This window comes from Streptomyces sp. MMG1533 (genome assembly GCF_001279775.1).
In the GTDB taxonomy this organism is placed as follows: domain Bacteria; phylum Actinomycetota; class Actinomycetes; order Streptomycetales; family Streptomycetaceae; genus Streptomyces.
In genome coordinates this window covers 18101-45006 of the sequence record NZ_LGDG01000243.1, presented here as the reverse complement: position 1 = coordinate 45006, position 26906 = coordinate 18101, and the positions used below count along the sequence as shown (strand labels likewise).

At 70.2% G+C, this 26906-nt stretch carries 20 protein-coding genes and 1 pseudogene; 9 read left to right on the top strand and 12 right to left on the bottom strand.

Annotated features, from left to right (window positions below; translation table 11 throughout):
- Positions 1-18 precede the first annotated feature (18 nt).
- The 8 genes and pseudogenes from ADK57_RS33060 to ADK57_RS51565 all read right to left on the bottom strand — a co-directional run.
- Positions 19-1230 (bottom strand): phosphoglycerate kinase, encoded by a 1212-nt coding sequence (locus ADK57_RS33060; RefSeq protein WP_053753333.1) that lies wholly within the window; start codon positions 1228-1230, stop codon positions 19-21.
- 143 nt (positions 1231-1373) lie between these two features.
- Positions 1374-2384 (bottom strand): type I glyceraldehyde-3-phosphate dehydrogenase, encoded by a 1011-nt coding sequence (gene gap / locus ADK57_RS33055; RefSeq protein ID WP_053753332.1) that lies wholly within the window; start codon positions 2382-2384, stop codon positions 1374-1376.
- Positions 2385-2610: 226 nt separating this feature from the next.
- The gene (locus ADK57_RS33050) at positions 2611-5562 is read right to left on the bottom strand and encodes a M14 family metallopeptidase (RefSeq protein ID WP_053753331.1); all 2952 of its coding nucleotides are present in this window, start codon (positions 5560-5562) and stop codon (positions 2611-2613) included.
- Between the two features lie 152 nt (positions 5563-5714).
- The gene (gene whiA / locus ADK57_RS33045) at positions 5715-6704 is read right to left on the bottom strand and encodes a DNA-binding protein WhiA (protein ID WP_030039584.1); all 990 of its coding nucleotides are present in this window, start codon (positions 6702-6704) and stop codon (positions 5715-5717) included.
- Positions 6695-7762, bottom strand: coding sequence for a gluconeogenesis factor YvcK family protein (locus ADK57_RS33040; RefSeq protein ID WP_053753330.1), 1068 nt, complete (start codon positions 7760-7762; stop codon positions 6695-6697). The genes whiA and ADK57_RS33040 overlap by 10 nt, the downstream gene beginning before the upstream one ends.
- Entirely contained in the window at positions 7759-8718 is a 960-nt protein-coding gene (gene rapZ / locus ADK57_RS33035) for an RNase adapter RapZ (protein WP_053753329.1), read from the bottom strand. The genes ADK57_RS33040 and rapZ overlap by 4 nt, the downstream gene beginning before the upstream one ends.
- A complete protein-coding gene (gene uvrC, locus ADK57_RS33030; protein WP_053753328.1) occupies positions 8715-10757 on the bottom strand; it encodes an excinuclease ABC subunit UvrC in 2043 nt (680 codons plus the stop codon). The genes rapZ and uvrC overlap by 4 nt, the downstream gene beginning before the upstream one ends.
- 66 nt (positions 10758-10823) lie before the next feature.
- Positions 10824-11045 (bottom strand): annotated as a pseudogene (locus ADK57_RS51565) (response regulator transcription factor); the annotation flags it as partial.
- A gap of 436 nt (positions 11046-11481) precedes the next feature.
- Between ADK57_RS51565 and ADK57_RS33020 the strand changes: the two are divergent.
- From ADK57_RS33020 to ADK57_RS33010, 3 genes are all read left to right on the top strand, one after another.
- The gene (locus ADK57_RS33020) at positions 11482-12438 is read left to right on the top strand and encodes a hypothetical protein (RefSeq protein WP_053753326.1); all 957 of its coding nucleotides are present in this window, start codon (positions 11482-11484) and stop codon (positions 12436-12438) included.
- Positions 12439-12576: 138 nt separating this feature from the next.
- On the top strand, positions 12577-13716 hold the full coding sequence (locus ADK57_RS33015; protein ID WP_053753325.1) for a LacI family DNA-binding transcriptional regulator: 1140 nt from the start codon (positions 12577-12579) through the stop codon (positions 13714-13716).
- Positions 13713-14618 carry a carbohydrate kinase family protein gene (locus tag ADK57_RS33010; RefSeq protein ID WP_053753324.1) on the top strand — a complete coding sequence of 302 codons (906 nt, stop codon included), beginning with the start codon at positions 13713-13715 and terminating at the stop codon, positions 14616-14618. Before ADK57_RS33015 ends, ADK57_RS33010 begins: the two co-directional genes overlap by 4 nt.
- A 125-nt stretch (positions 14619-14743) precedes the next feature.
- Here the strand turns inward: ADK57_RS33010 and ADK57_RS33005 are convergent, their stop codons facing one another.
- From ADK57_RS33005 to uvrA, 3 genes are all read right to left on the bottom strand, one after another.
- On the bottom strand, positions 14744-16696 hold the full coding sequence (locus tag ADK57_RS33005; protein WP_053753323.1) for a tetratricopeptide repeat-containing protein: 1953 nt from the start codon (positions 16694-16696) through the stop codon (positions 14744-14746).
- On the bottom strand, positions 16693-17148 hold the full coding sequence (locus ADK57_RS33000) for a DUF4231 domain-containing protein (RefSeq protein WP_063786044.1): 456 nt from the start codon (positions 17146-17148) through the stop codon (positions 16693-16695). The genes ADK57_RS33005 and ADK57_RS33000 overlap by 4 nt, the downstream gene beginning before the upstream one ends.
- A gap of 184 nt (positions 17149-17332) precedes the next feature.
- Positions 17333-20386 carry an excinuclease ABC subunit UvrA gene (gene uvrA / locus ADK57_RS32995; protein WP_053753321.1) on the bottom strand — a complete coding sequence of 1018 codons (3054 nt, stop codon included), beginning with the start codon at positions 20384-20386 and terminating at the stop codon, positions 17333-17335.
- A 224-nt stretch (positions 20387-20610) separates the two neighbouring features.
- Here uvrA and ADK57_RS32990 point away from each other — a divergent pair, with 224 nt between their 5' ends.
- The 5 genes from ADK57_RS32990 to ADK57_RS32970 all read left to right on the top strand — a co-directional run bounded on the left by ADK57_RS32990 (position 20611) and on the right by ADK57_RS32970 (position 24956).
- Positions 20611-21297: a maleylpyruvate isomerase family mycothiol-dependent enzyme gene (locus ADK57_RS32990; protein WP_053753320.1), complete on the top strand. Its 687-nt coding sequence runs from the start codon at positions 20611-20613 to the stop codon at positions 21295-21297.
- Between the two features lie 54 nt (positions 21298-21351).
- Positions 21352-22008, top strand: a complete 657-nt coding sequence (locus ADK57_RS32985; RefSeq protein WP_053753319.1) for an MBL fold metallo-hydrolase — start codon at positions 21352-21354, stop codon at positions 22006-22008.
- A gap of 376 nt (positions 22009-22384) precedes the next feature.
- Positions 22385-23269, top strand: coding sequence for an ABC transporter substrate-binding protein (locus tag ADK57_RS32980; protein ID WP_053753318.1), 885 nt, complete (start codon positions 22385-22387; stop codon positions 23267-23269).
- Positions 23266-24207: an amino acid ABC transporter permease gene (locus ADK57_RS32975; protein WP_053753317.1), complete on the top strand. Its 942-nt coding sequence runs from the start codon at positions 23266-23268 to the stop codon at positions 24205-24207. Before ADK57_RS32980 ends, ADK57_RS32975 begins: the two co-directional genes overlap by 4 nt.
- The gene (locus ADK57_RS32970) at positions 24204-24956 is read left to right on the top strand and encodes an amino acid ABC transporter ATP-binding protein (protein ID WP_053753316.1); all 753 of its coding nucleotides are present in this window, start codon (positions 24204-24206) and stop codon (positions 24954-24956) included. The genes ADK57_RS32975 and ADK57_RS32970 overlap by 4 nt, the downstream gene beginning before the upstream one ends.
- 27 nt (positions 24957-24983) lie before the next feature.
- Here ADK57_RS32970 and aroQ read toward each other — a convergent pair whose 3' ends face one another.
- Entirely contained in the window at positions 24984-25457 is a 474-nt protein-coding gene (gene aroQ / locus ADK57_RS32965) for a type II 3-dehydroquinate dehydratase (protein WP_053753315.1), read from the bottom strand.
- A gap of 102 nt (positions 25458-25559) precedes the next feature.
- Between aroQ and ADK57_RS32960 the strand changes: the two genes are divergently transcribed.
- Positions 25560-26606 carry a S66 family peptidase gene (locus ADK57_RS32960; protein WP_053753314.1) on the top strand — a complete coding sequence of 349 codons (1047 nt, stop codon included), beginning with the start codon at positions 25560-25562 and terminating at the stop codon, positions 26604-26606.
- Positions 26607-26906: the final 300 nt, after the last annotated feature.

Here is a 26906-nt window from a genome sequence, read left to right as displayed (position 1 = left end):
AATAGTGGCCATAAGGGGTCAGTCCTCCAGTGCGGCGAGGCCGGGGAGCGTCTTGCCCTCGAGGTATTCGAGGGAAGCGCCGCCGCCGGTCGAGATGTGGCCGAATGCGTTCTCGTCGAAGCCCAGGATGCGGACGGCCGCGGCGGAGTCGCCACCGCCGACGACCGTGAAGGCCGGGGAGTCGAGGAGGGCCTGGGCGACCGCCTTGGTGCCCTCGGCGAAATCAGGGTGCTCGAAGACGCCCATCGGGCCGTTCCAGAAGACGGTGGCGGCGTCGGTGATCTTCGAGGCGTACAGCTTGCGGGACTCCGGACCGATGTCCAGGCCCATCTGGTCGGCGGGGACGGCGTCCGCGGCGACGGTGGCGGGATTCGACGCCGCCTTGGTCTTCAGGTCCGGGAACTCGGGGGCGACGACCACGTCGACCGGGAGGACCAGTTCGACGCCGTTCTTCTGCGCCCGCTCGACGTACTCCTGGACGGCCGGGATCTGGTCCTCCTGGAGGAGGGACTTGCCGATCTCGTACCCCTTGGCCTTCAGGAAGGTGTACGCCATGCCGCCGCCGATCAGGATGCGGTCGGCCTTGCCCAGCAGCTGGTCGATGACGGCGAGCTTGTCGGAGACCTTGGCACCGCCGAGCGCGACCACGTACGGGCGCTTGACGTCCTCGGTGAGCTTCTTCAGGACGGCGACCTCGGTGGCGATGAGGAAGCCGGCGGCGTGCGGCAGGCGGGCCGGGAGGTCGAAGACCGAGGCGTGCTTGCGGTGCACCGCGCCGAAACCGTCGCCCACGTACACGTCGGCGAGGGCCGTGAGCTGATCGGCGAAGGCACCGCGCTCGGCGTCGTCCTTGGACGTCTCACCGGCGTTGAAGCGCAGGTTCTCGATGACGGCGACCGAGCCGTCGGCGAGGCCGGCGACGGTGGACCGGGCGGACTCGCCGACCGTGTCGGTCGCGAACGCCACCTCGACGCCGAGGAGTTCACCGAGGCGCGCGGCGGCCGGACCGAGCGAGAAGGCCGGGTCCGGGGCGCCCTTGGGGCGGCCCAGGTGCGAGGCGACGACCACCCGGGCGCCCGCCTCGGCGAGGGCCTTGACGGTGGGCAGGACGGCGCGGATGCGGCCGTCGTCGGTGATGGTGGTGCCGTCCAGCGGCACGTTCAGGTCGGCGCGGACGAAGATCCGCTTGCCGGCGACGCCTTCGGCGAGAAGTTCGTCGATCGTCTTCATTGAGGGAACTCCTGAGGAGGGCTCGTGATGCTCGTGACGCTCGTGATCGTAAGAGGGCTGATCCGTACGTGAGTCAGGGCTCGGGCAGCGCGTCCCTGCGCTGCCCGAGCCCTGCTCTCACATCAAAGTGCCTGCTCTGTTGATCAGAGCTGGTTGCCGACGAAGACCGTCAGGTCGACGAGGCGGTTGGAGTAGCCCCACTCGTTGTCGTACCAGCCGAGGATCTTCACCGAGTTGCCCTCCTGGACCATGGTCAGGGAGGAGTCGAAGGTGCAGGAGGCCGGGTCGCCCACGATGTCCGAGGAGACGATCGCGTCCTCGGTGTACGCCAGGTAGCCCTTGAGGTCGCCGTCGTCGGAGGCCTTCTTGAACGCGGCGTTGACCTCGTCCTTGGTGACCTCGCGCTGCAGCGTCACGACCAGGTCGGTGGCCGAGCCGGTCGGGACCGGGACGCGCATCGCGATGCCGTCCAGCTTGCCCTTGAGCTGCGGGAGGACCAGCGCGGTGGCCTTGGCGGCACCGGTGGTGGTCGGGATGATGTTCTCGGCGGCGGCGCGGGCGCGGCGCAGGTCCGAGTGCGGGAAGTCCAGGATGCGCTGGTCGTTGGTGTACGCGTGGACCGTCGTCATCAGGCCCTTGACGATGCCGAAGTTCTCGTCAAGAACCTTCGCCATCGGCGCCACACAGTTGGTGGTGCAGGAGGCGTTGGAGATGACGTGGTGGTTCGCCGCGTCGTACTTGTCCTGGTTGACGCCCATCACGATGGTGATGTCCTCGTCCTTGGCCGGAGCCGAGATGAGGACCTTCTTGGCGCCGCCGGCGATGTGCTTCTCGGCGTCGGCCTTCTTCGTGAAGATGCCGGTCGACTCGATCACGATGTCGACGCCCAGGTCGCCCCACGGGATGTCGGCGGGGTTGCGCTCGGAAAGCACCTTGATGGTGTGGCCGTCGACGGTGATCGTGTCGGCGGTGTGCGACACCTCGGCCTTGAGACGGCCCAGGATGGTGTCGTACTTGAGCAGATGAGCGGTGGTCGCGGTGTCACCCAGGTCGTTGACAGCCACGATCTCGATGTCAGCACCCTGCTCCAGCAGCGCGCGGAAGTAGTTACGACCGATGCGGCCAAAGCCGTTGATGCCTACGCGGATCGTCACGAAACCGATCTCCTCGTTGGTACGCCGGGTTCGACTCCGGCGAGCTGTATGGGATGTCCCCGACCGCCTACGACCCTACCTCTCTGAGGGCGCCGGGGTGACATCGAGATGCCCCATACACGGCAGTGCGGTCCGTACCCGCCAGTAGGGGTACGGACCGCCCGGGCCCGAAGGCCCGATCACCCGATTTGACCACTAAGGGTCACACGCGGTTGACCAGGCAGGTTCACCCGTCGAGGGCCGCGAGTGCCTTCTTCACCAGAGCCGTCCGCTCGGCCGCGGAAACGACGTGTTCCAGGCCGAACCCCAGCAGCACGGTGTCGTCCGTGGTGACCGCTCCGTACGTCTGGAAGAGCGCCCCGGTGCGCGCCCAGTCCTTGAGGACGGCCGGGCTGCCCGCGGGCGGTCCGGCCGCGCTCCAGACGCCCAGCGACGTCTCGAAGCCCTCGGCCTGGGTGGGGGTGCCGCCGACGACCAGCGAGGCATCGTCGGCGAGGACGCCGTGACCGCCGCTGCCCGGGTCGGTGACGTAGCTGATCGAGACCTCGACCGACTTCCCGGCGTACGCGCTCAGGTCGAAGTTCACCTGCTGCCAGCCGCTGGAGGCGCCGGTGAGGGCGTTCCACGCGCCGGTGGTCCCAGTCGCGGTGCAGCCGTCGGCCGCCACGGTCAGGTAGTGCTCCAGCTGGGGATGCTCGCCCACGTAGTACCCGGCCTCGCACTCCGCGGGCACGGTGGTGCGGGTGGCACCGCCCGCCTCCGGGAGCGTGGTCCAGTCGTCGGCGCCGGTGGTGTGGGCCTCGACCAGCACGTTGTCGTAGCCGGGCTCGGTGTCCCACAGCAGCTGGGTGCGCAGAGTGGGCGCGTCGGCCGCGCTCACGCCGGTGAGGTCGACGGTCCGGGTGAGTCGCTTGTAGGCGTCGTCGGTGTGGACGGCGGCGGCCATGTAGGAGCCCGCGTACGGCCCGTACGGGCTGACCGTCCCAGCGAACCGGCCGGCGCCCGCGCCGGCGAACTGCGGGTACGTGTCCACAGGCAGTTCGTCGGACGTCACGCCGTACGTCCCTGCCCGGTCCAGCGGGTTGCCGGTCGCGGGGCCGAGCGCGCCGGTGAAGCCGCCGAGCTTGCCGGAGCCGGTGAAGCCGGTGGCCCCGGCGGTCGACGTACGCGTGTAGGCGCCCAGGTAGTACTGGCTGAAGTCGTTCGACAGGGTGCCGCCGCCGAGGTCGACGTTGCCGCCGGCCAGCTCGCCCGCCTCGACCAGCTTGCCGCCCTCGTTCAGGAAGGCGCGCAGCTCCAGCTGGGTGGCGACGCCCGGGGTGCTCGCGCCGGTGTAGTGGACGACGGTGTCGAAGTGGCTCAGCACGCCGAGCGCGTCGGGCGCGCCCTGGGTGGCGACGTCCCACACCAGCGCCTTGCGGCCGTTGGCCTTCAGCGCGTCGACGTACGTCTGCGCCTGCGTGGCGGCCGCGCCCTCCTCGGCGACCACGAGCGTGTCCGCTCTGGGACGTTCGGCGACGGTGTACGTGAAGTGCTCGCTGGAGACGGCCTTCCCGCTCTTCGTCTCGCCGGTGAACCACACCTCGACCTTGTCGCCCGGATCGCCGTCGGCGACCTTGGCCCGGTACTCGTCGAAGTAGAGGTTGTCGTCACCGCCGTACGTCTCGCCGCCCTTCCACGCCCTGAGCGCCATGTCCTCCGTACGGCCGCCGTTGACGCGGTACTTGAGTTCCTTGTCGCGCACGGACCTCCGTACGACGACCGAGACCTCCTGGTCCGCTCCTCGCGAGTACGACGTCGAGAACGCGGCCGGGGTGAAGTCGGCGGCACTCAGGCCGACCGCGGACTTCGGCTGGTCGGGCTTGGCGGCGGTCTCGGCGAGGGAGAGCGCGAACGGGATGTTCTTGGCGAACTCCTGCTGGATCAGCTTCTCGTCGTCGGGGAAGTTGAAGACCGACTGGCAGTCCGCCGCGTTCCAGGCATCGTTCGGATCGAGGTCCGAGGCGGTCTGGCAGGTCGACATCTCGGGGGTGAACATCGCCATGCTGTTGACGTTCGCCGCGTGGCCGTCGGCCTCGCCGTTGGTGGTGTACAGCTCCGAGGAGACCTGCGGGTGGTAGCCCGGGACCGCGGAGTTCTCCGGGGTGCCGGCTAGCGCCTCGTAGAGCACGTCGTCCGGGGTGGGGGTGGCGACCTGCCAGCCGACTCCGTAGAGGAGGAGTTCGGCGGCGGAGTGGTAGTTGATGCCGTACGTGAACCCGATCCGCTTCTCGAAGGCGTCCAGCGCCCGGGTCTCGGGCTCGGAGCCGGGGGCGCTGCCTCGGTAGGTCTGGCTGGTGGGGTTGGGGGACGAACCCTCGTCGTCGTAGCCCCACTTGTAGGCGAAGTTGCGGTTGAGGTCGACGCCGTCGCCGGAGGTGATGGCGCCGTCGCTGTTGTTGTCGCGCAGGTTCTTGCGCCACAGGCGGTTGTCGGAGTTCTGGAAGGTGTAGTCGTAGCCGTCGGGGTTGGCCGACAGCACGAACCACAGCTCGGTCGAGTCGACGAGCTTCTTGATCTTCTTGTCCGTCTTGTAGTTGTCCAGGTAGTGGTGCATCAGCCGGCGGGTCATTTCCGGCGTGATCCACTCGCGCGCGTGCTGGTTGGACAGGTACAGGACGGACGGCTTGGAGCCGTCCTTGGACTTCTTGGCGCCCTTGGTCATCTTCAGGGCCAGGATGTCCTGGCCGTTGACCGTCTTGCCGATGGAGACGACCTTGGTGAGGTCGGGGTTCTCCTGACCGGTCCTGACGATCTCCTCCTTCAGACCGCCGCTTCCGCCGTACGGGCGGAACACACCCTCGGCGGCGGCCTCGACGCGGTTCTCGGCCTTGGCGGACAGCTTGTGCTCGGTGAGGTCGACGCCCTGGTCCTGGAGCTTCTCGGCCTGCTGGTCGGTGAGGTAGACCTCGACCGTGGCCTCGCCCTTCTCGGGTACCTGCTCACCGAGTTCGTGGCCGTCCTGGCCGGCCGCCAGCAGCAGGGGTACCTGCTTCTGCGTGACGTCGGCGCGGAAGACCTTGACCTCGTTCGGATCGGTGGAGCCTTCGCTCCCTGCGGCCTGGGCGATGGGTGCGATTCCCGCACCGCCCAGCAGGAGCGCGCCAACAGCGAGGATCGGTCTCGCTTTTCGTCTCATGAACCCCCCTAGCAGTGGTTCGCCACGTCAGCGAACAGATGCCAGGCTCATGTCACTCCATGATCCAGTCAAGGGTGCCTCAGCGACACGCAAACGCTGGTGCCGATCACCCAAGTGGGCGTCGGCACCGGCGTGTTGAGCGTGCTGTGGGTTCACCCCACGAGGTTGTCCGCCATCTCCTCGGTGATGCTGGACTCCGTGCCCGGGATGCCCAGGTCCTGGGCCCGCTTGTCGGCCATCGCCAGCAGGCGGCGGATACGGCCGGCCACGGCGTCCTTGGTCAGCGGCGGGTCGGCGAGCGCGCCCAGCTCCTCCAGGGAGGCCTGCTTGTGGTCCATGCGCAGCCGACCGGCGGCCGCGAGGTGCTCGGGCACGTCGTCGGCGAGGATCTCCAGCGCGCGCTGGACGCGGGCACCGGCCGCGACGGCCGCGCGCGCGGAGCGGCGCAGGTTGGCGTCGTCGAAGTTGGCGAGACGGTTCGCCGTGGCCCGCACCTCGCGGCGCATCCGGCGCTCCTCCCAGGCCAGCACCGACTCGTGGGCGCCGAGCCGCGTCAGCAGGGCGCCGATCGCGTCACCGTCACGGACGACGACCCGGTCCACTCCGCGCACCTCGCGGGCCTTCGCCGCGATCGACAGACGGCGGGCGGCGCCGACCAGGGCGAGCGCGGCCTCGGGGCCCGGGCAGGTCACCTCGAGGGAGGAGGAGCGGCCGGGCTCGGTGAGCGAGCCGTGCGCCAGGAAGGCGCCGCGCCAGGCCGCCTCCGCGTCACAGGTGGCACCGGAGACGACCTGCGGGGGCAGCCCCCGGATCGGACGGCCCCGCCCGTCGACCAGGCCCGTCTGCCGGGCCAGCTGGTCACCACCGGCGACGACGCGCACGACGTAGCGCGAGCCGCGGCGCAGTCCGCCGGGTGCCATCACGATCAGCTCGGAACTGTGGCCGAAGATCTCCAGGATGTCCCGCTTGAGGCGGCGGGCCGCCATCGCGGTGTCCAGCTCCGCCTCGATCACGATGCGCCCGCTCACCAGATGGAGGCCGCCGGCGAACCGCAGAATGGCGGAGACCTCCGCCTTTCTGCAGCAGGTACGGGTGACGGGGAGCCGGGAGATCTCGTCCTTCACCGCTGCCGTCATCGCCATGGGCCGATCCTTCCATGCATCCGAAAAATACGGTCGTACGCGGCGGCCAACAGCTCCGGGTCGTGCCGAGGAGTTCCGTCCCTCCGGGCGACCGGGGCCAGCTCGACCGCGGCACCGAGCCGCTTGGCGGCCTCGATGAGCACATCGCGGTCGGGCACGGCGGCCTCGTCGGCCAGCACCACGTCCAGGGCGAGTTTAGGGGCGTGTCGTCCCAAAACCTCCAAATGACGCTGCGGGGAGAAGCCATCGGTTTCTCCCGGCTGCGGGGCGAGGTTCAGGGAGAGTACCCGGCGGGCCTTCGTCTGGGTGAGCGCGTCAAGGAGTTCGGGCACGAGCAGGTGCGGGATCACCGAGGAGAACCACGAGCCGGGGCCGAGGACCACCCAGTCCGCGTCGAGGACGGCCGCCACCGCCTCCGGCACCGCGGGCGGGTCGTGCGGCACCAGGTGCACGGACTGCACCTCGCCGGGTGTGAGGGCGACGGTCGCCTGTCCCCGTACGGTGTCGACGTCCTCTGGGCGGTCCGGGTCGTGGCCCCTGACCAGGGCCTGGAGCTCCAGCGGTACGGCGGACATGGGCAGCACGCGCCCGTGCGCACCCAGGAGCCTGCCGACCAGGTCGAGGGCCTGGACGTGGTCGCCGAGCTGCTCCCACAGGGCGACGATCAGCAGATTGCCGACCGCGTGTTCGTGCAGGTCGCCCTTGGACTGGAAGCGGTGCTGGATGACGCGGGCCCAGGTCTGGCCCCAGTCGTCGTCGCCGCACAGCGCGGCCAGCGCCTTGCGCAGGTCGCCGGGCGGCAGCACGCCCAGCTCGTCGCGCAGGCGTCCGCTGGAGCCGCCGTCGTCGGCCACGGTGACGACGGCGGTGAGGTCGCCGGTGATCCGGCGCAGGGCGGCGAGCGAGGCGGACAGGCCCATGCCGCCGCCGAGGGCGACGACCTTGGGCTGGGCGCCGCGGCGGCGCGGTTTGGCACCGCGGGCCTCGACGGGCCGGCTCGCGCGCCCCTCGGGCACCGCCCGGCGCAGCCTGCTCAGCCGCGGAGTACGTCCCGTCATTCCCGTCCCATGTCCCGGTGCACGACCACCGTCTCCACGCCTTCGGCAGCGAGGCGGGCGGCGAGCTTCTCCGAAGTGGCGACCGACCGGTGCTTGCCGCCGGTGCAGCCGATGGCGATCGTCACGTACCGCTTGCCCTCACGGCGGTAGCCGGCCGCGATGAGCCTGAGCAGCTCGGAGTACCGGTCGAGGAACTCCTTGGCGCCGGGCTGGTTGAAGATGTACGCGGCGACCTCCTCGTTGAGGCCGGTGAAGGGGCGCAGCTCCGGGACCCAGTGCGGATTGGGCAGGAAGCGCATGTCCGCGACCAGGTCGGCGTCGACCGGGAGGCCGTACTTGAAGCCGAAGGACATGACGGTGGCCCGCAGCTCGGGCTCCTCGTCGCCGGCGAACTGGGCGTCCATCTTGGCGCGCAGTTCGTGCACGTTGAGGCTGGAGGTGTCGATCACCAGGTCGGCGTCGCCGCGCAGCTCGCGCAGCAGTTCGCGTTCGGCGGCGATGCCGTCGACGATGCGGCCGTCGCCCTGGAGGGGGTGCGGGCGGCGCACCGACTCGAAGCGCCGCACCAGGGCCTCGTCCGAGGACTCCAGGAAGACGATCCGCCGGGTGACGTGCTTGCTGTCCAGGTCGGCGAGGGACTCGCGGAGGTTGTCGAAGAAGCGGCGGCCTCGTACGTCGACGACGACCGCGATCCGCGCCACGTTGCCCTGGGAGCGGGCGCCGAGCTCCACCATGGTGGGGATCAGCGCGGGCGGGAGGTTGTCGACGACGAACCAGCCGAGGTCCTCCAGACACTTTGCGGCCGTCGAGCGGCCGGCGCCGGACATGCCGGAGATGATCACCAGCTCGGGGATGGCCACTTCCGGGACTCCGGCCGTGTCGTTGGGCGTGCCCGTACTCACCTGTGCTCCGTCTCCGGCTTGGCCTTGTTGACCGTCGCGCTCGTTCACATTCATGTCTCCTGCCCCCGTCGTTCGTCCGGGGCGCCCGTCGCCACGGGCTCCCCACTGGAACCCATGGTGCCGGGTTCCTCTTCCATGATCTCTCCAGTCGCCGTGTTCACCGCCGGCGTGGCCGGAGCCGCCTGGGCGAAGGCCACGGCGATCGTCTCGGCCGTCTTGCGGCCTATGCCGGGAACCTCGCAGATCTGGTCGATGGTGGCGGATCGCAGTTTCTTCAGCGAACCGAAATGCTTCAGCAGTGCCTGCTTGCGCGCGTCCCCGAGCCCCGGTACATCGTCCAGCGGGCTCGACCGGAAGCGCTTGGCGCGCTTGGTGCGCTGATAGGTGATGGCGAAACGGTGGGCCTCGTCGCGGACGCGCTGGAGGAGGTAGAGGCCCTCGCTGGTGCGGGGCAGGACCACCGGGTCGTCCTCGCCGGGCACCCAGACCTCCTCCAGGCGCTTGGCGAGACCGCAGACGGCGATGTCGTCGATGCCGAGCTCGTCGAGGGCCTTCTTGGCGGCGGCCACCTGGGGCTGTCCGCCGTCGACGACGACGAGCTGGGGCGGGTAGGCGAACCGCCTGGGACGGCCGTCGTCGTCCTTGAGGCCGTTGTCGAGACCGTCCTCGCCGTCGGTCCACTCCCCCGTCCGCTCCTTCTCGGCGAGGTAGCGCCTGAAGCGGCGGGTGATCACCTCGTGCATGGAGCGGACGTCGTCCTGGCCCTCGAAGCCCTTGATCTGGAAGCGGCGGTACTCGCTCTTGCGCTGGAGCCCGTCCTCGAAGACGACCATGGAGGCCACCACGTCGTCGCCCTGGAGGTGCGAGATGTCGTAGCACTCGATCCGGAGCGGGGCGCTGTCCAGTTCGAGGGCGTCGGCGATCTCCTCCAGCGCGCGCGAGCGCGTGGTCAGGTCGGAGGCGCGCTTGGTCTTGTGGAGGCCGAGTGCCTGGAGCGCGTTGCGCTGCACGGTCTCCATGAGGGCCTTCTTGTCGCCTCGCTGCGGGATGCGCAGCGACACGTTGGACCCGCGGCGCCCGGTCAGCCACTCCTGGACCGGCTCCACCGGGTCGGGCAGGGCCGGGACGAGGACCTCCTTGGGGACCGAGTCGCCGGTCTCCTCGCCGTAGAGCTGCTGGAGGGCGTGTTCCACCAGGGCGCCGGTGGTGATCTCCTCGACCTTGTCGGTGACCCAGCCGCGCTGGCCGCGCACGCGTCCGCCGCGGACGTGGAAGATCTGCACGGCCGCTTCCAGCTCGTCCTCGGCGACCGCGATGAGGTCGGCGTCGGTCGCGTCGGCGAGCACGACCGCGCTCTTCTCCATGGCCTTCTTCAGGGCCCCGATGTCGTCGCGCAGGCGGGCCGCCCGCTCGTACTCCATCTCCTCGGCCGCCGCCGTCATCTGCTTCTCCAGGCGGCGCAGGTACGTGCCCGTGCGACCGGCCATGAAGTCGCTGAACTCCTCGGCGAGTTCGCGGTGCTCCTCGGCGGACACGCGGCCGACGCAGGGCGCTGAGCACTTGCCGATGTAGCCGAGCAGGCAGGGGCGGCCGGTGCGGGCGGCGTTCTTGAAGACACCGGCCGAGCAGGTGCGCACGGGGAAGACGCGCAGCAGGAGGTCGACGGTGTCGCGGATCGCCCACGCGTGGCCGTACGGCCCGAAGTAGCGCACGCCCTTCTTCTTTTGACCGCGCATCACCTGCACGCGCGGGAACTCCTCGTTCATCGTCACCGCGAGATACGGGTAGCTCTTGTCGTCGCGGTACTTGACGTTGAACCGGGGGTCGTACTCCTTGATCCAGGAGTACTCCAGTTGCAGGGCCTCGACCTCGGTGGACACCACCGTCCACTCCACGGACGCGGCCGTGGTGACCATGGTGCGGGTGCGGGGGTGCATGCCCGCCAGGTCCTGGAAGTAGTTCGCCAGGCGTTGGCGCAGGCTCTTCGCCTTTCCGACGTAGATCACCCGGCGGTGCTCGTCACGGAACCTGTACACCCCGGGAGAGTCCGGGATCTGTCCCGGCTTGGGGCGGTAGCTGGAGGGGTCGGCCATGTCTCACACCCTACTGGCGGGGGCTGACAGCGCGGCGGGCCTGTGGACAACGGACCGACAGCGCCGGCGGGACTCCGGAAAGGTGAGAACGGCCGGCACGCGGCGGTGGTCGTCGTCGGTGTCCTCCTGGAGCGCGAGCTTGTCCAGGATGCTGCGGACGTGCTTCTCGACGGTGCCCTCGGTGACCCTCGGACGGCGGCCGATGCCTGCGTTGGAGCGGCCCTCCGCCATGAGGGCGGGAACCTCGCGCTCGCGGGTGCCGAGGGGGGACAGGGGATCGTCGCGGCGATCGTCGCGGCCTTCTCCAGGGCGCCGCCCTGCTACCACCCGTGGGAGCGGCGCTGCGCTGTGTGAGCGGGAACCTTCAGGCCGCGCGCGCCGTGCTGGAGCAGGGTGGGACATGCGCCGCCGGCCTCGCCTCGACCGGCGCCGAGGCCCTCGCGCGGCCTGCCCGAGTCGGCACTGTCCGCGCGGGCGATCAGAGAGGTGCCGGGCGAGGACGGGCCGACCGCCCTGCGCGAGGGCCGTGCAGTCGGCCAGGAGTGCACCACGGTTGGGCATCAGGTGTTGTCGGGGCTTGGTCAACACGCTTCAATGCGGGAGAACTCAGGGCCCTGAACGACGGCGTACGGATGTGAAGACCCCCGGCGCCGGCGCAGTGGCCCCGACGACTCCCGCGAACGGTCTGACCAGCCGTTGTGAACATTCACAGAAAGGCCCCTGCATGCCGCACGCCACACAGCACGCGGACGTCGCCACCGTCGCCACCGCGGAACTGGACTCGGCCCTGCGTGGCGGCCCCTTCCACGTCGCGCTGCGCGCCGCGATAGCCGCCCGCGGACTGCCGCTGCAGCGCGTGCAGCACCATCTGTCGCGCCACGGGGTCAAGGTCGGCGTGACGAGCCTGAGTTACTGGCAGCAGGGCGCCCGGCGCCCGCAGCGCCCCGAGTCGCTGCGGGCCGTACGGGCACTGGAGGAGATCCTCCAGTTGCCGGAGGAGTCGCTGATCAGGCTGCTCGCCCAGACCGACGAGGACCCGGCCGGGCAGCGGCCCGCGGCACGCTCCTACCGTTCCCTCGTCGAGGCCTCCGGCGTCCTGGAGCGGCTGCTGGCCGAGCTGGACTCGCCGCTCGACGGCGGGCTGCACACCCTCGGCCACCACGAGCGGATACGGATCGGCGCGCGCCGCGAGCTGGCGGGCCGCGAGTCGCACCACATCGTGCGAGCCCACCGGGACGGCATCGACCGCTTCGTGGCCGTCCACCACGGCGACCCGGAGTGCGCACCGGAGCGCATGACCGTCCACGCCTTGGAGAACTGCCGTACGGGACGGATGCGTTCGGACCACGAGACCGGGGTGCTCGTGGCCGAGTTGCTCTTCGACACCCGGCTGCGGGCCGGTGACACGTTCCTCTTCCGCTACGGGGTCGAAGACGGCACGGCCGGGGTGTCACGGGAGTACGTCCGTGGATTCGGGCCGGCGGGCGGCCAGTACGCGCTCCAGGTGCGCTTCGACGAGCAGGCGCTGCCGGTGCGCTGTCACCGGTTCGCGCAGCACTCGGCGGCGGCGCCGCGCAGCGGGCGCCAGGAGCTGGCCCTGACCGGTCGGCACCACTCGGTGCACCTCGTCGAGCCGCGGGTGCGGTCGGGGGTCGTGGGGATCGGGTGGGACTGGGAGTGACTCTCCGCTCCTGGACGGTTGACCGCACGTAAACGCTTGCGCAAACGTTTACGTGGGCGGCGACATGCGATACGTTCCCGGTGCTGTTGCCGTTCCGGGAGGGAATCCGCTCCCGGTGCCGTTCCGGGAGGAGACCCCATGCCGACCATGGCCGACGTCGCACGCAGCGCCGGCGTGTCCGTGGCGACCGTCTCGCACGTGCTGAACGACACCCGGCCGGTCCTGCCGCACACCCGTCAGGCCGTGCTGGAGGCCGTCGAGGAGCTCGGCTACACGCCCAACACCCTCGCCCGCTCCCTGGTGACCTCCCGGACCCGGTCCATCGGCCTCGCGGTGTCGGCGATCAGCAACCCCTACTTCACGGAGATCCTCCAGGGAGTCGAGGCCGCCGCCCTGGAGCACGGCTACAGCCTGCTCATCGCCGACCCGCACGACGATCCGGAGCACGAACGCAAGGTCGTCCAGCTCCTGCACGAACGTCGGGTGGACGGCATGATCGTCGCGCCCTCGGCCGACCCCCACGAACTCGTCGCCTACCTCACGCGTCACGACGTACCGGCCGTGTTCCTCGACCGGGTGGTCGACTCCCCCGGCAACCACACACAGCGCTTCGACCAGGTCTGCGCCGACAGCGCCGAACCGACCGCCCAGCTGGTCACACATCTCGCCGGGCTCGGCCACCGGCGGATCGCCCTGGTCGCGGGCCGGCCCGGGCTGAGCACCACCGGCGAGCGGATCACCGGGTACCGGCACGGCCTCGCCGCCGCCGGGTTCCCCTACGACGAACGCCTCGTCGTGCACGGCGACTCCGAGTCGGCCGGCGGCGAACGGGCGACCGCGGCCCTGCTGTCCCTCGCCGCGCCGCCCACCGCGCTCGTCACCGCCAACAACGCGATGACCATCGGCGCCCTGCGTGCGCTGCGCGAGCGCGGCCTGTCCGTGCCGGACGACATCGCGCTGTGCTGCTTCGACGACTTCGCCTGGGCGGACCTGTTCACGCCCCGGCTCACCGCGATCGCCCAGCCCAGCAGGGAGATCGGCGCCCAGGCGGTCCGGGTGCTCCTGGAACGTCTCGCCGCGCCGGACCGGCCCGCCCGGACCCTGCGGCTCGCCTGCACGTTCGTCCACCGCGCGTCCTGCGGCTGCGCCGACGAGCCGGACCACGCGGCGCAACGCTCGCAGCCCCCGGAGCACTCACAGCTCCCTCAGCCTCAGCAGCCCCCTCAGCCCTTGCAGTCCCCGCAGTCCCCGCAGTCCGAGAGAGGAACCGTCTCGTGATCGTCGTCGCCGGAGAGGCCCTGATCGACCTGGTACCGCAGGGCACTGGCGCCCTCGCGGGCCTCAAGCCGGCGCTCGGCGGCGGCCCGTACAACACGGCCCTGGCCCTCGGTCGCCTCGGCTCCGCCACGGCTTTCTGCTCCCGTGTCTCGGACGACGCCTTCGGCGAGGCGCTGCTCGACGGGCTGCGGGCGGCAGGGGTGGACGTGACGGCCGTACAGCGTGGCAAGGAACCGACCACCCTCGCTGTCGCCACGATCGACACGCACGGCTCGGCCGCCTACTCCTTCTACGTCGACGGCACCGCGGACCGGCTGTTCGCGGCGCCCAGGGAACTTCCCGCGGGCACGCGGGCGGTCTCCTTCGGCACCTGCTCGCTGGTCCTGGAACCGGGCGCGAGCGCCTACGAGGAGCTGATGCGGACCGCGGCGGCGCAGGGTGTGTTCACCGCGCTCGACCCCAACATCAGGGCGGGGCTGATCCCCGACGCGGACGCCTACCGGGCCCGCTTCAAGAGTTGGCTGCCGTCGGTGTCACTGCTCAAGCTCTCCGAGGAGGACGCTCTCTGGCTGGGCGGCACTCCGCGCGAGTGGCTGGCCGCGGGGCCCTCGGCCGTCGTGATCACCCACGGCGGCGACGGACTGACCGCCTTCACCCGGGACGGCGCGGTGCACTCCGTGCCGGGCGAGAAGGTCGACGTCGTCGACACGATCGGCGCCGGCGACACCGTGAACGCGGCCCTGCTGCACGGCCTGTCCGCCCGGGACACCCTGTCCTGCGAGGCACTCGCCGACCTCGGCCCCGACGGCTGGGCACAACTTCTGCGCTTCGCCGCGCGGGCAGCGGCGATCACCTGCTCACGCGCGGGGGCCGAACCGCCGTACGCGGCGGAACTGGCCTGAGCACGCCGACGTCCTGTCGGAGCAGGCCGGGTCACCTGCGACGCGGTCCCGGCCAGCAGGGTCACCTGCGACGCGGTCACGGCCAGAGGAACTCTCCATCACGTACGGCGCGGTCGTCCCGGCCGTCACAGGGTGTTTCCCTCGGCGGGTGCGGGGATGGCCGCGAGCAGTGGTTCGAGCACCTCGGGCGGGTCTCCCACGGCCAGCAGGAACTCGAGTTGACGGCGCATGGAGGACAGTTCGGCGCCGTCGGCGGAATGGGCCGCCAAGGTGTAGTGGCGCAGCGCTGCGACAGGCGGCACCGGAGCCATGCCCTTGTCCAGCAGGTGCTGGTGCAGGGCGAGTTCGGCCAGGGTCGCGTGTTCCCAGGTGTCGTGCGGGCCGATCGGGCGGCGCTCGACGGCGAACCGGACCACCGGGAGCAGGGACTCCGCCAGCGCCACATCGGCCTGACCACCACCGAAGTACTGCCCCCTCACCCTCAGGAGGGCGAGCGCGTTGATCCCCGGGTAGTGGTCACCGGGATCGGCCGCCATGCCGCTTCGGTACGCCTCGATGGCACGGTTCAGATGGAGCGAGGCGTTCTCCGCTCCGAGTCGGAGAGCGAGCTCGAAGGCACGCTTGGCCGCGCTGCCGAGCAGTCCCCAGGTCTCGGAGGACCCCGGGTGACGGTGGTCGAGCACCAGTAATCTGCGTTCCGCGTCTTTCAGGTACGTCAGCCGCTCCTCGGGCGTTCCGTCACGATGGATCAGCGTGAAGGCGTACGCCTGCTGCATGCGGACCCGGCCGAAGGAGACGTCGGCCGCGGCCAGCGGCGCGAGCAGCTTCCTCCCCTCGTCGAATTCGCCCAGCGTGACGAGAGCCAGCCCGATCTGCTCCAGCTGGGTGCGGCAGTTGCTGTCGGACAGCCCGTCCTCCCGTACCTGATCGGCGAGGTCGAGCAGTTTCCCGGAGTCGCGCAGGGCCGCCGCCAGGGAGATCTCCTCGCTGTAGCGCGTGAGCCGCGCGAAGAGCTCCATGTCGGCGTCAGGGGGCAGCTGTACGGGCTCCAGCGTGGGGAACACCGCCCACACCGGGCTGTCGGGCCCTGTCTGCGTCGCGCTCAGCGCGTCCTTGAGCTTACGAATGGCCGCGACCGCCTGCCGGTCACTGACCCTCTTCATTCCCCGCTCGTAGCGCTGAATGGTCGAGTGCCCCAGGTCGAAGGGCGGCGTGACCCAGTGCGGCGCCATGAGGAGCGTTGCCGAGGGCCGCCAGGCGTGCCGAACTCCCAGTTCCCACAGGACGTTGGGGTTGAGCGTGGCGAGATCCGCCACGAAGAGACTGGCGGAGTTGATGCTGTGCAGCATGCGCGCGTCGATGCTCTTCAGGCCGGCTTCCAGGTCCGTGCGGATCGGCCGGTACCCGCCGTCGAGCAGGGCGGGCACGAGCACCCGGTGCCAGGACTCGTCCGCCTCGAACCGCTTGAGTTCCCGTGTGGAGTCGGCCTTGCCGCCGTACGGCATGGCGACGAAGGCCGTCGGCGCCGCGGACCGGCTCTGCGAGGGGTTGAGGCGCAGCACGAGGTGGTTGAGAGCCTGGGCCGACCGGGCCAGGGATTCGGTGTGGTCCTCTCCCTCGCGGCGTCCCTCGGTCACCGCGACGACCACGAGCTCCTCCGGTTCGTCCGCTGCCCGGACCGGGTCGCGGAGGCTGTCGCAGGCGTGGCGCAGGATCGCCTGGTTGACGGCACGGAACCCGTCGTCGTCGGCCTTCGCTCCCGGTACGGGGATCAGGGCGGCCCTTGTCTGCGCCGTCAGCGTGCGAAAGCGCTCCTCCCATTGCGGCCCCTTGTCGGCGACGGAAGCGCTCACGAACTCCTCGGGGTCCTCGGTGACCAGGAGGTCGGCCCGGATACCGGCGCTCAGTGCCGCCCCGGCGGCCAGCAGGTCCGTGCCCGCGGCGGCGGAACCCACGACGAGCCGCGGCCGCAGTCCGGCGAAGAGGAGCTTCAGGCGCTCCTCGAGCCAGTCCACGGCGGCAGCGGGAAACACACCGTCCGGCCCTGATGGGCGCCGGCCGGTGAAGACGACGATCATGTGGCCTCCCGTTCCACCCAGTGGGTGGTCTCCTGGCCGATGATCCGCTCCACCATCTCGGCGAGCAGAGTGTCGACGTCGGCCGTGTCGCCGTAGTGCGCCGCGCGCGCCAGGTACAGGTACTGCTCGCGGCGCAGGCTCTCACACACGGACCGGTAGTTGATCCAGTTCTCCTGGAACTTGAACAGCTGCTGCGCGCCCTCGATGACCGCGACGAGGGCGCCCATCAATGCCGGGATCCAGTCGGGCGCGGAGGCGGCGACGGTCACGGGGAGACCGGCCGCCAGCATCAGTGTGGCCAACTTCAGTTGCTTGAAGCGCCGTTGGGCGAGACCGCTCTTCCGGTCGAACCAGTCCAGCTGGTTCTCGAGCCGCTCCCAGGTGACATCGGCGGGCCGTGCCGCACGTGGTTTGGGCGGCCCGCCCCGAGCTGCCGGAACGTCGGGTTCCACCACCGGCTCCCCCTCCGTGGTCGTCTGCGGTGCGGCCCGATTGATTACGGACAGTTCCGCCACGATCACGATGACGTAAGCACGCAGGCGGGGCAAGAACGCAGGGGCAGTCCTCGGGGAGACCCGGACCGCTGCGGGCTTCTGGTGCTCAGCCCGCAGCGGTTCCCGCTCCGGTGGTCTCTCCTCAGGCCTTGCGGGCCCGGGTCGTCTTCTTCGCGGGCGTGGCCTTCTTCGTGGCTCCGGTCGCCTTCTTCGCCGCCGTGTTGTTGACGGCCTTGGCCGTCTTCGCGGTGGCCGTCCGGGCCGTTGCCGTCTTCTTCGCCGCCGACGTGGCCGCCACGGCCTTCCTGGCCGCCGTCTTGCGCGGGGCCTTCACCGGGGCCGCGTCGCTGATCCGGTCGGCGCCGAGGACCTCCTGGAGGAACTTGCCGGTGTGGCTGGCCGGGACGCCCGCGACCTGCTCGGGCGTGCCCTCGGCGACGACCAGGCCGCCGCCTGCGCCGCCCTCGGGGCCCATGTCGACGACCCAGTCGGCGGTCTTGATCACGTCGAGGTTGTGCTCGATGACGATGACCGTGTTGCCCTTGTCCACGAGACCGGCCAGGACCGTCAGCAGCTTGCTGATGTCCTCGAAGTGCAGACCGGTGGTCGGCTCGTCCAGGACGTAGACCGTGCGTCCGGTGGAGCGCTTCTGGAGCTCGCTGGCGAGCTTCACCCGCTGAGCCTCGCCGCCCGACAGGGTGGTCGCGGACTGGCCGAGGCGGACATAGCCGAGACCGACGTCGTTGAGCGTCTTCAGGTGGCGGGAGATCGCGGGCACGGCCTCGAAGAAGTGCATGGCTTCCTCGATCGGCATGTTCAGTACGTCGGCGATGGACTTGCCCTTGTAGTGGACGTCCAGGGTCTCCCGGTTGTACCGGGCGCCGTGACAGACCTCGCACGGGACGTACACGTCCGGGAGGAAGTTCATCTCGATCTTGATCGTGCCGTCGCCCGCGCAGTTCTCGCAGCGGCCGCCCTTGACGTTGAAGGAGAAGCGGCCGGGCATGTAGCCGCGGACCTTCGCCTCGGTGGTCTCGGCGAACAGCTTGCGGACGTGGTCGAAGACACCGGTGTACGTCGCCGGGTTCGAGCGGGGTGTACGGCCGATGGGCGACTGGTCGACGTGCACGACCTTGTCGACGAGGTCGTCGCCGTCCACGCGCGTGTGCCGCCCCGGGACGCTCCGGGCGCCGTTGAGCTCGCGGGCCAGGTGTGTGTACAGGATGTCGTTGACCAGCGTCGACTTGCCGGAGCCGGACACGCCCGTGACCGCGGTGAACACGCCCAGCGGGAAGGACACGTCGATGTCCTGGAGGTTGTTCTCGCGGGCGCCGTGCACCGTGAGCCGGCGGGACGGGTCGTGCGGACGCCGGATGTCGGGCAGCGGGATGGCCTTCTTGCCGGACAGGTACTGGCCGGTCTGCGACTCGTCGTTGGCCAGCAGCTCCTTGAGGGAGCCGCTGTGCACGACGTTGCCGCCGTGCTCGCCCGCGCCGGGGCCGATGTCGACGATCCAGTCGGCGACCTTGATGGTGTCCTCGTCGTGCTCGACGACGATGAGCGTGTTACCCATGTCGCGCAGCCGGACCAGGGTCTCGATGAGCCGGTGGTTGTCGCGCTGGTGCAGGCCGATGGACGGCTCGTCGAGGACGTAGAGGACGCCGACGAGGCCGGAGCCGATCTGGGTGGCGAGGCGGATGCGCTGGGCCTCGCCGCCGGACAGCGTGCCGGCCGCGCGGTTCAGCGAGAGGTAGTCCAGGCCGACGTCGACCAGGAACTTGAGCCGCTCGTTGACCTCCTTCAGCACGCGCTCGGCGATCTTCTTGTCGCGGGCGGTCAGCTTCAGCTCGCCCAGGAAGTCCGCGCAGTCGCTGATGGACATCGCAGCGACCTCGGCGATCGACTTCCCCATGACGGTGACCGCGAGGACGACCGGCTTGAGGCGCGTGCCCTCACAGGTGGGGCAGGGCACCTCACGCATGTACCCCTCGAAGCGCTCCCGGCCGGCGTCGCTCTCGGACTCGCTGTGGCGGCGCTTGACGAAGGGGACGGCGCCTTCGAACGGGGTCGTGTAGACGCGCTCGCGGCCGTACCGGTTGCGGTAGCGGACCTCGATCTGGGTCTTGTGACCGTGGAGCAGGGCCTTCTTGGCGCGCTGCGGGAGGCCGGCGAAGGGGATGTCCGTACGGAATCCCAGCGCGTCCGCGAGGGCGCCGATCAGGCGGCCGAAGTAGTCCTTGGTGTGGCCGTGGGACCAGGGGTGGATGGCGCCCTCGTCGAGGGACTTGTCCTCGTCCGGGACGATCAGCTCGGGGTCGACCTCCATGCGCGTGCCGATGCCGGTGCACTCGGGGCAGGCGCCGAAGGGCGAGTTGAAGGAGAAGGAGCGGGGCTCCAGCTCTTCGAAGGACAGGTCGTCGTAAGCGCAGTACAGATGCTCCGAGAACATGCGCTCGCGCTCCGGGTCGTCCTCGGGGAGGTCGACGAAGTCGAGCACGACCATGCCGCCGGACAGGCCGAGGGCGGTCTCGACGGAGTCGGTGAGGCGGCGCTTGGCGGAGTCCTTCACCGTGAGGCGGTCGACGACCACCTCGATGGTGTGCTTCTCCTGCTTCTTCAGGGTGGGCGGGCTGGAGAGCTGGATGGTCTCGCCGTCGACCCGCGCGCGGGAGTAGCCCTTGGTCTGGAGGTCGGCGAAGAGGTCGACGAACTCGCCCTTGCGCTCACGCACCAGCGGCGACAAGACCTGGAAGCGGCTCCCCTCCGGCAGCTCCAGGACCCTGTCGACGATGGCCTGCGGCGACTGGCGCGAGATCGGACGGCCGCACTCGGGACAGTGCGGTTTGCCGATGCGCGCGAAGAGCAGTCGCAGGTAGTCGTAGACCTCGGTGATGGTGCCGACCGTCGAGCGCGGGTTGCGCGAGGTCGACTTCTGGTCGATGGAGACCGCGGGCGAGAGGCCCTCGATGAAGTCGACGTCCGGCTTGTCCATCTGGCCGAGGAACTGACGGGCGTACGAGGAGAGCGACTCCACGTAGCGCCGCTGGCCCTCGGCGAAGATGGTGTCGAAGGCCAGGGAGGACTTGCCCGACCCGGACAGGCCCGTGAAGACGATGAGCGAGTCGCGAGGCAGGTCGAGCGAGACGTTCTTCAGGTTGTGCTCGCGCGCGCCACGGACGATGAGACGGTCGGCCACGCCGGTCCGCACCTTTCTTGAGAGAAGTGACAGGGGCGGGGCCCCCGTGCTTTCTCAGACTAGGGGGAGCCACTGACAACGCCGGTCGGATTCCCAGGAGGCATAACAATCCCCGGCCATCCAGCATGCCCCACGCCACGCCCGACCATATAGCACGTGCATTCGATTAACGGCACTGCTTCACCACCTTCACCCAAAGGTGTGGCGCGGCTAGGGTCAGCAGCATGATGGATCACGCGCATGACCTGGCGTCTGTACGTGACGCGACCGAACGCTTGCTCATCGCAGTCGCCAAACTGGACAACGCGGCTGTGACCGAGCCGTCACGGCTGCCCGGCTGGACCCGCGGCCACATCCTCGCCCACCTGGCCCGCAACGCGGACGCCCTGGTGAACGTCCTCGCAGGCCGTCCCATGTACGTGTCCGGGGACGCCCGGGACGCCGACATCGAACGGGACGCCCCGCGCTCCCTCGACGTCCAGCTCGCCGACCTGCGCGACAGCGCGGCCCGCTTCCAGGAGGCGGGGGCCGCTCCGGCGGACTGGTCACGCACCGTCGAGCTGCGGGGCGGGGTCACCGACGCGGCGTCCCGGGTGCCGTTCCGGCGGTGGATCGAGACGGAGCTGCACCACGTGGACCTCGGGATCGGGTACGAGCTGGAGGACCTCCCCGAGGAGTTCACCCGGCGCGAGATCGACTTCCTCGCCGACCGCTTCCGGGGCCATCCCGACGTGCCCGCCGTGCTGATCGAGCAGGACGACGGTCGGCACATCACGACCGGCCGCGACGGGGCGGCGGAGATCACCGTCACCGGCCGCCGGGCCGATCTGCTGGGCTGGCTCGCCGGACGCCGTGACGGATCCGGCCTGACCGTGGACGGCGGCTCGCTGCCGGCCCTTCCCCCGCTGTAGTCCGCTCCGCTTCGGCCGGGCCGCTCCCCCGTCCTCCGCTATAGGCTGGCCGCCATGACGTACAGCGGAGCGGTGAAGGTCGGTGGCCCGGCCGACGTGCATGAACTGTCGGACCTGATGATCACCAAGATCGCGGTCGGCCCGATGGACAACAACGCCTATCTGCTGCGCTGCCGGGCCACGGACGAGCAGCTGCTGATCGACGCCGCCAACGACGCGGGCACCCTGCTCGGCAGCATCGGCGACGACGGCATCGCGTCGGTGGTCACCACGCACCGGCACGGCGACCACTGGCAGGCGCTCGCCGAGGTCGTCGCTGCCACGGGCGCGCGCACGTACGCGGGACGGGAGGACGCCGACGGCATCCCCGTACCGACCGACGTCCTGGTCGACGACGGCGACACCATCCGCGTGGGGCACGTGGAGCTCACCGCGCGCCATCTGGTCGGCCACACGCCGGGCTCGATCGCCCTCGTCTACGACGACCCGCACGGCCATCCCCATGTGTTCACCGGCGACTGCCTGTTCCCGGGCGGCGTGGGCAACACCCGCAAGGACCCGAAGGCGTTCGCCAGCCTGATCCACGACGTCGAGACGAAGATCTTCGGCGCCCTCCCGGATGAGACCTGGGTGTACCCCGGGCACGGCAACGACACGACCCTGGGTGCCCAGCGACCGCATCTGCCGGAGTGGCACGCGCGCGGGTGGTGAGCCCCGGCGCTCGCAAGTGGTGAGCTCCGGCGCACGGCCCGGCTTCGCCGAACTGCCGGACGCGCCGGGCGGCGGCGAGCGCGCGCCGCACCAACTCCGGTTTCACACGCCCCGTGTGAACCCTTCACACGCGCCGGTGCCATGCGCACGCTCCCGGCGCACGTAATTGCACAGTCAACTGGTGACAGCCCCGCACAGGATGACGGCTCCTGCGCGGTACGGGCCGCCGGCCTCTCGATCCCCGCCCTCGGCCGGCGGCCCCGGCGAGCCGCACTTCACGGGGCGCGTTCACAAGAACGCAACACCCGTTCCCACTATGCGGACGAATCCTGCCGTGACCTCGACAAACGGGGCGACGGACTGTCACTCTCCCGCCATGCATCTTGCCTCGCGCGCGCTGCACCGCGCCGTCGCCGCCGCGACCACAGCCCTGCTCGCCACCGCCGTCGGCTGCGCTCCGCAGCCGGAGGAGAAGGCCGCCGACACGCCTTCGGGGTCGGCGGGGACCACCTGTGCCAAGGGCAAGTTGGCCACCGAGACCTCCGGCAAGCTGACCATCGCGACCGACGAGCCCGCGTACGAGCCGTGGTTCAAGGACGACAAGCCCGCGAACGGCGAGGGATTCGAGTCGGCGGTGGCATACGCCGTGGCGAAGGAGCTGGGCTACGACAAGAGTGCCGTCGTCTGGCAGAGCGTCCCCTTCAACAAGGCCTTCGCGCCCGGTGAGAAGACGTTCGACTTCGACATCAACCAGGTCTCGATCAGTGACGAGCGCAAGAAGGCCGTGGACTTCTCGTCCGGCTACTACGACGTGCGTCAGGCCGTGATCGCCCTCAAGGACAGCAAGGCCGCGAAGGCGACGAGCCTCGCGGACCTGAAGGGCCTCAAGCTGGGCGCCCAGGTCGGCACCACCAGCCTCAACTACATCGACGACGTGGTGAAGCCGACGCAGGAGCCCGCCGCCTACGCCAAGAACGACCAGGCCAAGTCCGCTCTGAAGAACGGCCAGGTCGACGCCATCGTCGTCGACCTGCCGACCGCCTTCTACATCACCGCGGCCGAGGTGACGGACGCGAAGATCGTGGGGCAGTTCGAGAACCAGGGCGGTACGCCGGAGCAGTTCGGGCTCGTGCTCGACAAGGGCAGCGCGCTCACCTCGTGCGTGACGGACGCCGTCAACACCCTCCGCGAGAACGGCACGCTGGCGAAGCTCGAGCAGCAGTGGCTGTCCGACGCCGTCGACGCCCCGGTGCTCAAGTGACGCTCACGAAGGACGAGTCCGGCCAGGAGGGCGCGGACGACAAGGGCGACGTGACCGGCGAGGGCGAGGCGGGCCGGCCGGGAGACGGCGAGGGGTACGTCCCCTCGCAGCGGCGGATCGACCGCGAGGCCTACAAGCGTGCCCGCTCCCGCCGCGCCACCGCGATCGCCGCGCTCTCGACCCTGGTCACGGGCGTCGTCCTCTATCTGGTCGTCGTCAACGCGCCGGGCTGGCCACGCACCAAGGAGACGTTCTTCAGCGCCGAGTACGCGCGCGAGGCGTTGCCCAAGGTCCTCGAAGGACTGTGGCTCAACGTCCGGCTGCTGCTGATCTGCGGTGTCGCCGTACTGGTCCTCGGGATGCTCATCGCCGTCGCGCGCACACTGCGCGGCCCGGTCTTCTTCCCGCTGCGGGTGCTGGCCGCCGCGTACACCGACTTCTTCCGGGGCCTGCCGCTCATCATCAACCTGATGATCGTGGTCCTCGGCGTCCCCGCGCTGCGGCTGCAGGGCGTGACCGTCGACCCGGTACTGCTGGGCGGTACGGCGCTGACGCTGACGTACTCGGCGTACGTCGCGGAGGTGTTCCGCGCAGGCATCGAGTCCGTCCACCCCTCGCAGCGCGCCGCGGCCCGCTCGCTCGGCCTCAACAACCGACAGGCGCTGCGGTACGTCGTCCTCCCCCAGGCCGTACGCCGTCAGGTGCCGCCCCTGCTCAACGACCTGGTGTCGCTCCAGAAGGACACCGGGCTCGTGTCGATCGGCGGCGCGGTGGACGCCGTACGGGCCGCCGACATCATCGTCGGCCGCAGCCTCAACTACACGCCGTACATCGTCGCGGGCCTGGTCTTCGTGGCGTTGACCATCCCCATGACGCGGTTCACGGACTGGGTGACGGCCCGGATGGACCGCAAGCGGGCCCAGGGAGGATCCCTATGAGTGACGCCCCCGTGCTGCGCATGGAGTCGGTCCGCAAGACGTTCGGCGGCACGGTCGTGCTGCGGGACGTCGACCTGGAGGTCGCCCCGCACACGGTGACCGCGCTGATCGGCGCCTCCGGCTCCGGCAAGTCGACGCTGCTGCGGTGCGCCAACCTCCTGGAGGACATCGACGACGGGGCGATCTGGCTGGACGACGAGGAGATCACCGATCCGCGTGTCGACCAGGACGCGGTACGCCGCCGCATCGGCGTGGTCTTCCAGGCGTACAACCTGTTCCCGCACATGACGGTTCTCGAGAACATCACCCTTGCCCCGCGCCGGGTGCACGGCGTGTCCCGTGCGGAGGCCGAGGCACGCGCGCGTGAGCTGCTGGAGCGGCTCGGCCTCGCAGGGAAAGCGGGCGAGTACCCGGACCGGCTGAGCGGCGGACAGCAGCAGCGGGTCGCGATCGTGCGCGCCCTGGCCGTGCGTCCCCGGCTGCTGCTGCTCGACGAGGTCACCGCCGCCCTCGACCCCGAGCTGGTGGGAGAGGTCCTCGCCGTGGTGCGCGACCTGAAGGACGACGGCATGACCATGGTGCTGGCCACGCACGAGATGGGCTTCGCCCGCGACGTCGCCGACCAGGTGTGTTTCCTGGACGGCGGCGTGGTGCTGGAGCGTGGCAGCGCCGAGCAGATCTTCGGCGACCCGCAGGAGGAACGCACGCAACGCTTTCTGCGACGGATCGTGGAGGCGGGCCGGCTCTGAGTGGGCCGCGGGGGGGGGCGTAAACGCTTACGCGTCGGCCTGCCCCGCCCCCGCCAGCGCCGCGACCCGCTCCACCCCGAACACGTACCCCTGCACTCCGCACCCCGCGATGACCCCGTTGGCACGCAGCGAGACGTACGAGTGGTGCCGGAACGACTCACGCTGGTGGATGTTGGAGATGTGGACCTCCAACACCGGAAGGCCGTCACAGGTGTTGAGCGCATCCAGGATCGCGACCGAAGTGTGCGAGTAGGCGCCGGGGTTGATCACGATCCCGCAGTGGTTCAGCCGCGCCTCGTGGATCCAGTCGACCAACTCGCCCTCGTGGTTGGACTGGCGGAAGTCCACCGTGCCGCCGTGCGCGGCCGCCGCCTTGGCACACAGGGCCTCGACGTCGGCGAGGGTGTCGGAGCCGTAGATCTCCGGCTGGCGCTGGCCGAGCAGGTTCAGGTTGGGGCCGTTGAGGATCATGATCGGGGCGTTGGCCAGGGTACGGGGCACGGTTCCTCCGGTCCGTTCAGGGTGGGCGATCCGTCGAGGACCGCTGCTCAGACCCGGTTTATCACGGTGCACGGCCGGGCCGTCGGCCCATACCCTCCCCCCATGACGACGATCTCGTACCCGCCCAAGCCGTCGCCCGGCGACCGCATAGCCGTGATCTCGCCGTCGGCCGGTCTGCCCGGGCTCTTCCCGCGCCCTTACGAGCTGGGGCTGGAGCGACTGCGCAAGGACTACGGACTCGAACCCGTCGAGTATCCGGCGACGCGCAGGATGGGCTCCACACCGCAGGAGCGGGCCGACGACATCCACGCCGCCTTCGCGGACCCGGACATCAAGGCGGTCGTCGCGTCGATCGGCGGCGACGACCAGATCACCGTGCTGCCGCTGCTGGACCGGGAGTTGATCGCCGCGAACCCGAAGCCCTTCTTCGGGATGAGCGACAACACGAACCTGCTCGCCTATCTGCGCAATGCCGGAATCGTCGGCTACCACGGTACGTCCGTGATGTGCGAGCTGGGCCGCCCCGGTGCCATGCATCCGCAGACCGCCGAATCCCTGCGGGCCGCGCTGTTCACCACCGGCGAGTACGAGCTCAGGCCCGCCGAGCGCTGGAACGACGTCGACCGCGACTGGGCCGACCCCGCGACCTTCGACGCGGAGCCCCAGACCCGGCCCGGCTCCGGGTGGACCTGGGTGAACGCCGACCGGGTGGTCGAGGGCCGGAGTTGGGGCGGCTGCCTGGAGATCATCGGCTGGCTGCTGATGGCCGACCGAGAGGTCTCGCACGACCTGACGGAGTACGACGGCGGAGTGCTGTTGCTGGAGACCTCGGAGGACATGCCGAGTGCCACGGAGGTCTTCTGCACGCTGCGGAGCATGGGCGAGCGCGGGCTGCTCCACCGCTTCTCCGCACTGCTGATGGGCCGAGCGAGGACCTGGTCCTTCGAGCGCCCCAACAGCCCGCAGGAGGCCGCTCGTTACGCCGCCGAGCAGCGCGATGCCGTACTGCGCGCCATGCGGGCGTACGCCCCCGACACCCTGATCGTTCTCGACGTCGACTTCGGGCACACCGATCCACAACTCGTCATCCCCTACGGCGGCACGGTCCGCGTCGACGGCCCCGCCCGGCGCATCACCGTCACGTACTGACGCGCGCCGCGCGCCCGTGCGCCCCCGTCACCCGCGACCACCATGGGCAGTTGACGCGGCATGCACGATGTACGCACCGTAAGGGCGCCCTCCATGCTGCGGCTCGCGTCCGCCTCGCCCGCCGGGACTGATCGGTGTGCGGGGACCCGTAGGCGTCACTTGAACTCGGTCATCTCCAGCACGTCGCAGTCGTACGAGGCTGTTCGTGGGGCCGCTGCCTGCGGCCCGCTCCTGCATCGCCTGAGCCGGATCCCCCATCTCTTCCATGCGGTCGGTCTCGAAGTCGATGATCTGGACGAA

Bases quoted from the DNA above. Each gene is read 5' to 3' on its own strand.
- whiA (WP_030039584.1), bottom strand. From the start codon at position 6,704: ATGGCGATGACGGCAGCGGTGAAGGACGAGATCTCCCGGCTCCCCGTC.
- ADK57_RS33050 (WP_053753331.1), bottom strand. From the start codon at position 5,562: ATGAGACGAAAAGCGAGACCGATCCTCGCTGTTGGCGCGCTCCTGCTG.
- ADK57_RS32990 (WP_053753320.1), top strand. From the start codon at position 20,611: ATGATGGATCACGCGCATGACCTGGCGTCTGTACGTGACGCGACCGAA.
- ADK57_RS33060 (WP_053753333.1), bottom strand. From the start codon at position 1,230: ATGAAGACGATCGACGAACTTCTCGCCGAAGGCGTCGCCGGCAAGCGG.
- ADK57_RS32980 (WP_053753318.1), top strand. From the start codon at position 22,385: ATGCATCTTGCCTCGCGCGCGCTGCACCGCGCCGTCGCCGCCGCGACC.
- uvrC (WP_053753328.1), bottom strand. From the start codon at position 10,757: ATGGCCGACCCCTCCAGCTACCGCCCCAAGCCGGGACAGATCCCGGAC.
- ADK57_RS32970 (WP_053753316.1), top strand. From the start codon at position 24,204: ATGAGTGACGCCCCCGTGCTGCGCATGGAGTCGGTCCGCAAGACGTTC.
- ADK57_RS33040 (WP_053753330.1), bottom strand. From the start codon at position 7,762: ATGACGGGACGTACTCCGCGGCTGAGCAGGCTGCGCCGGGCGGTGCCC.
- ADK57_RS33005 (WP_053753323.1), bottom strand. From the start codon at position 16,696: ATGATCGTCGTCTTCACCGGCCGGCGCCCATCAGGGCCGGACGGTGTG.
- ADK57_RS33015 (WP_053753325.1), top strand. From the start codon at position 12,577: ATGCCGACCATGGCCGACGTCGCACGCAGCGCCGGCGTGTCCGTGGCG.
- ADK57_RS32960 (WP_053753314.1), top strand. From the start codon at position 25,560: ATGACGACGATCTCGTACCCGCCCAAGCCGTCGCCCGGCGACCGCATA.
- ADK57_RS33020 (WP_053753326.1), top strand. From the start codon at position 11,482: ATGCCGCACGCCACACAGCACGCGGACGTCGCCACCGTCGCCACCGCG.
- rapZ (WP_053753329.1), bottom strand. From the start codon at position 8,718: ATGAATGTGAACGAGCGCGACGGTCAACAAGGCCAAGCCGGAGACGGA.
- ADK57_RS32985 (WP_053753319.1), top strand. From the start codon at position 21,352: ATGACGTACAGCGGAGCGGTGAAGGTCGGTGGCCCGGCCGACGTGCAT.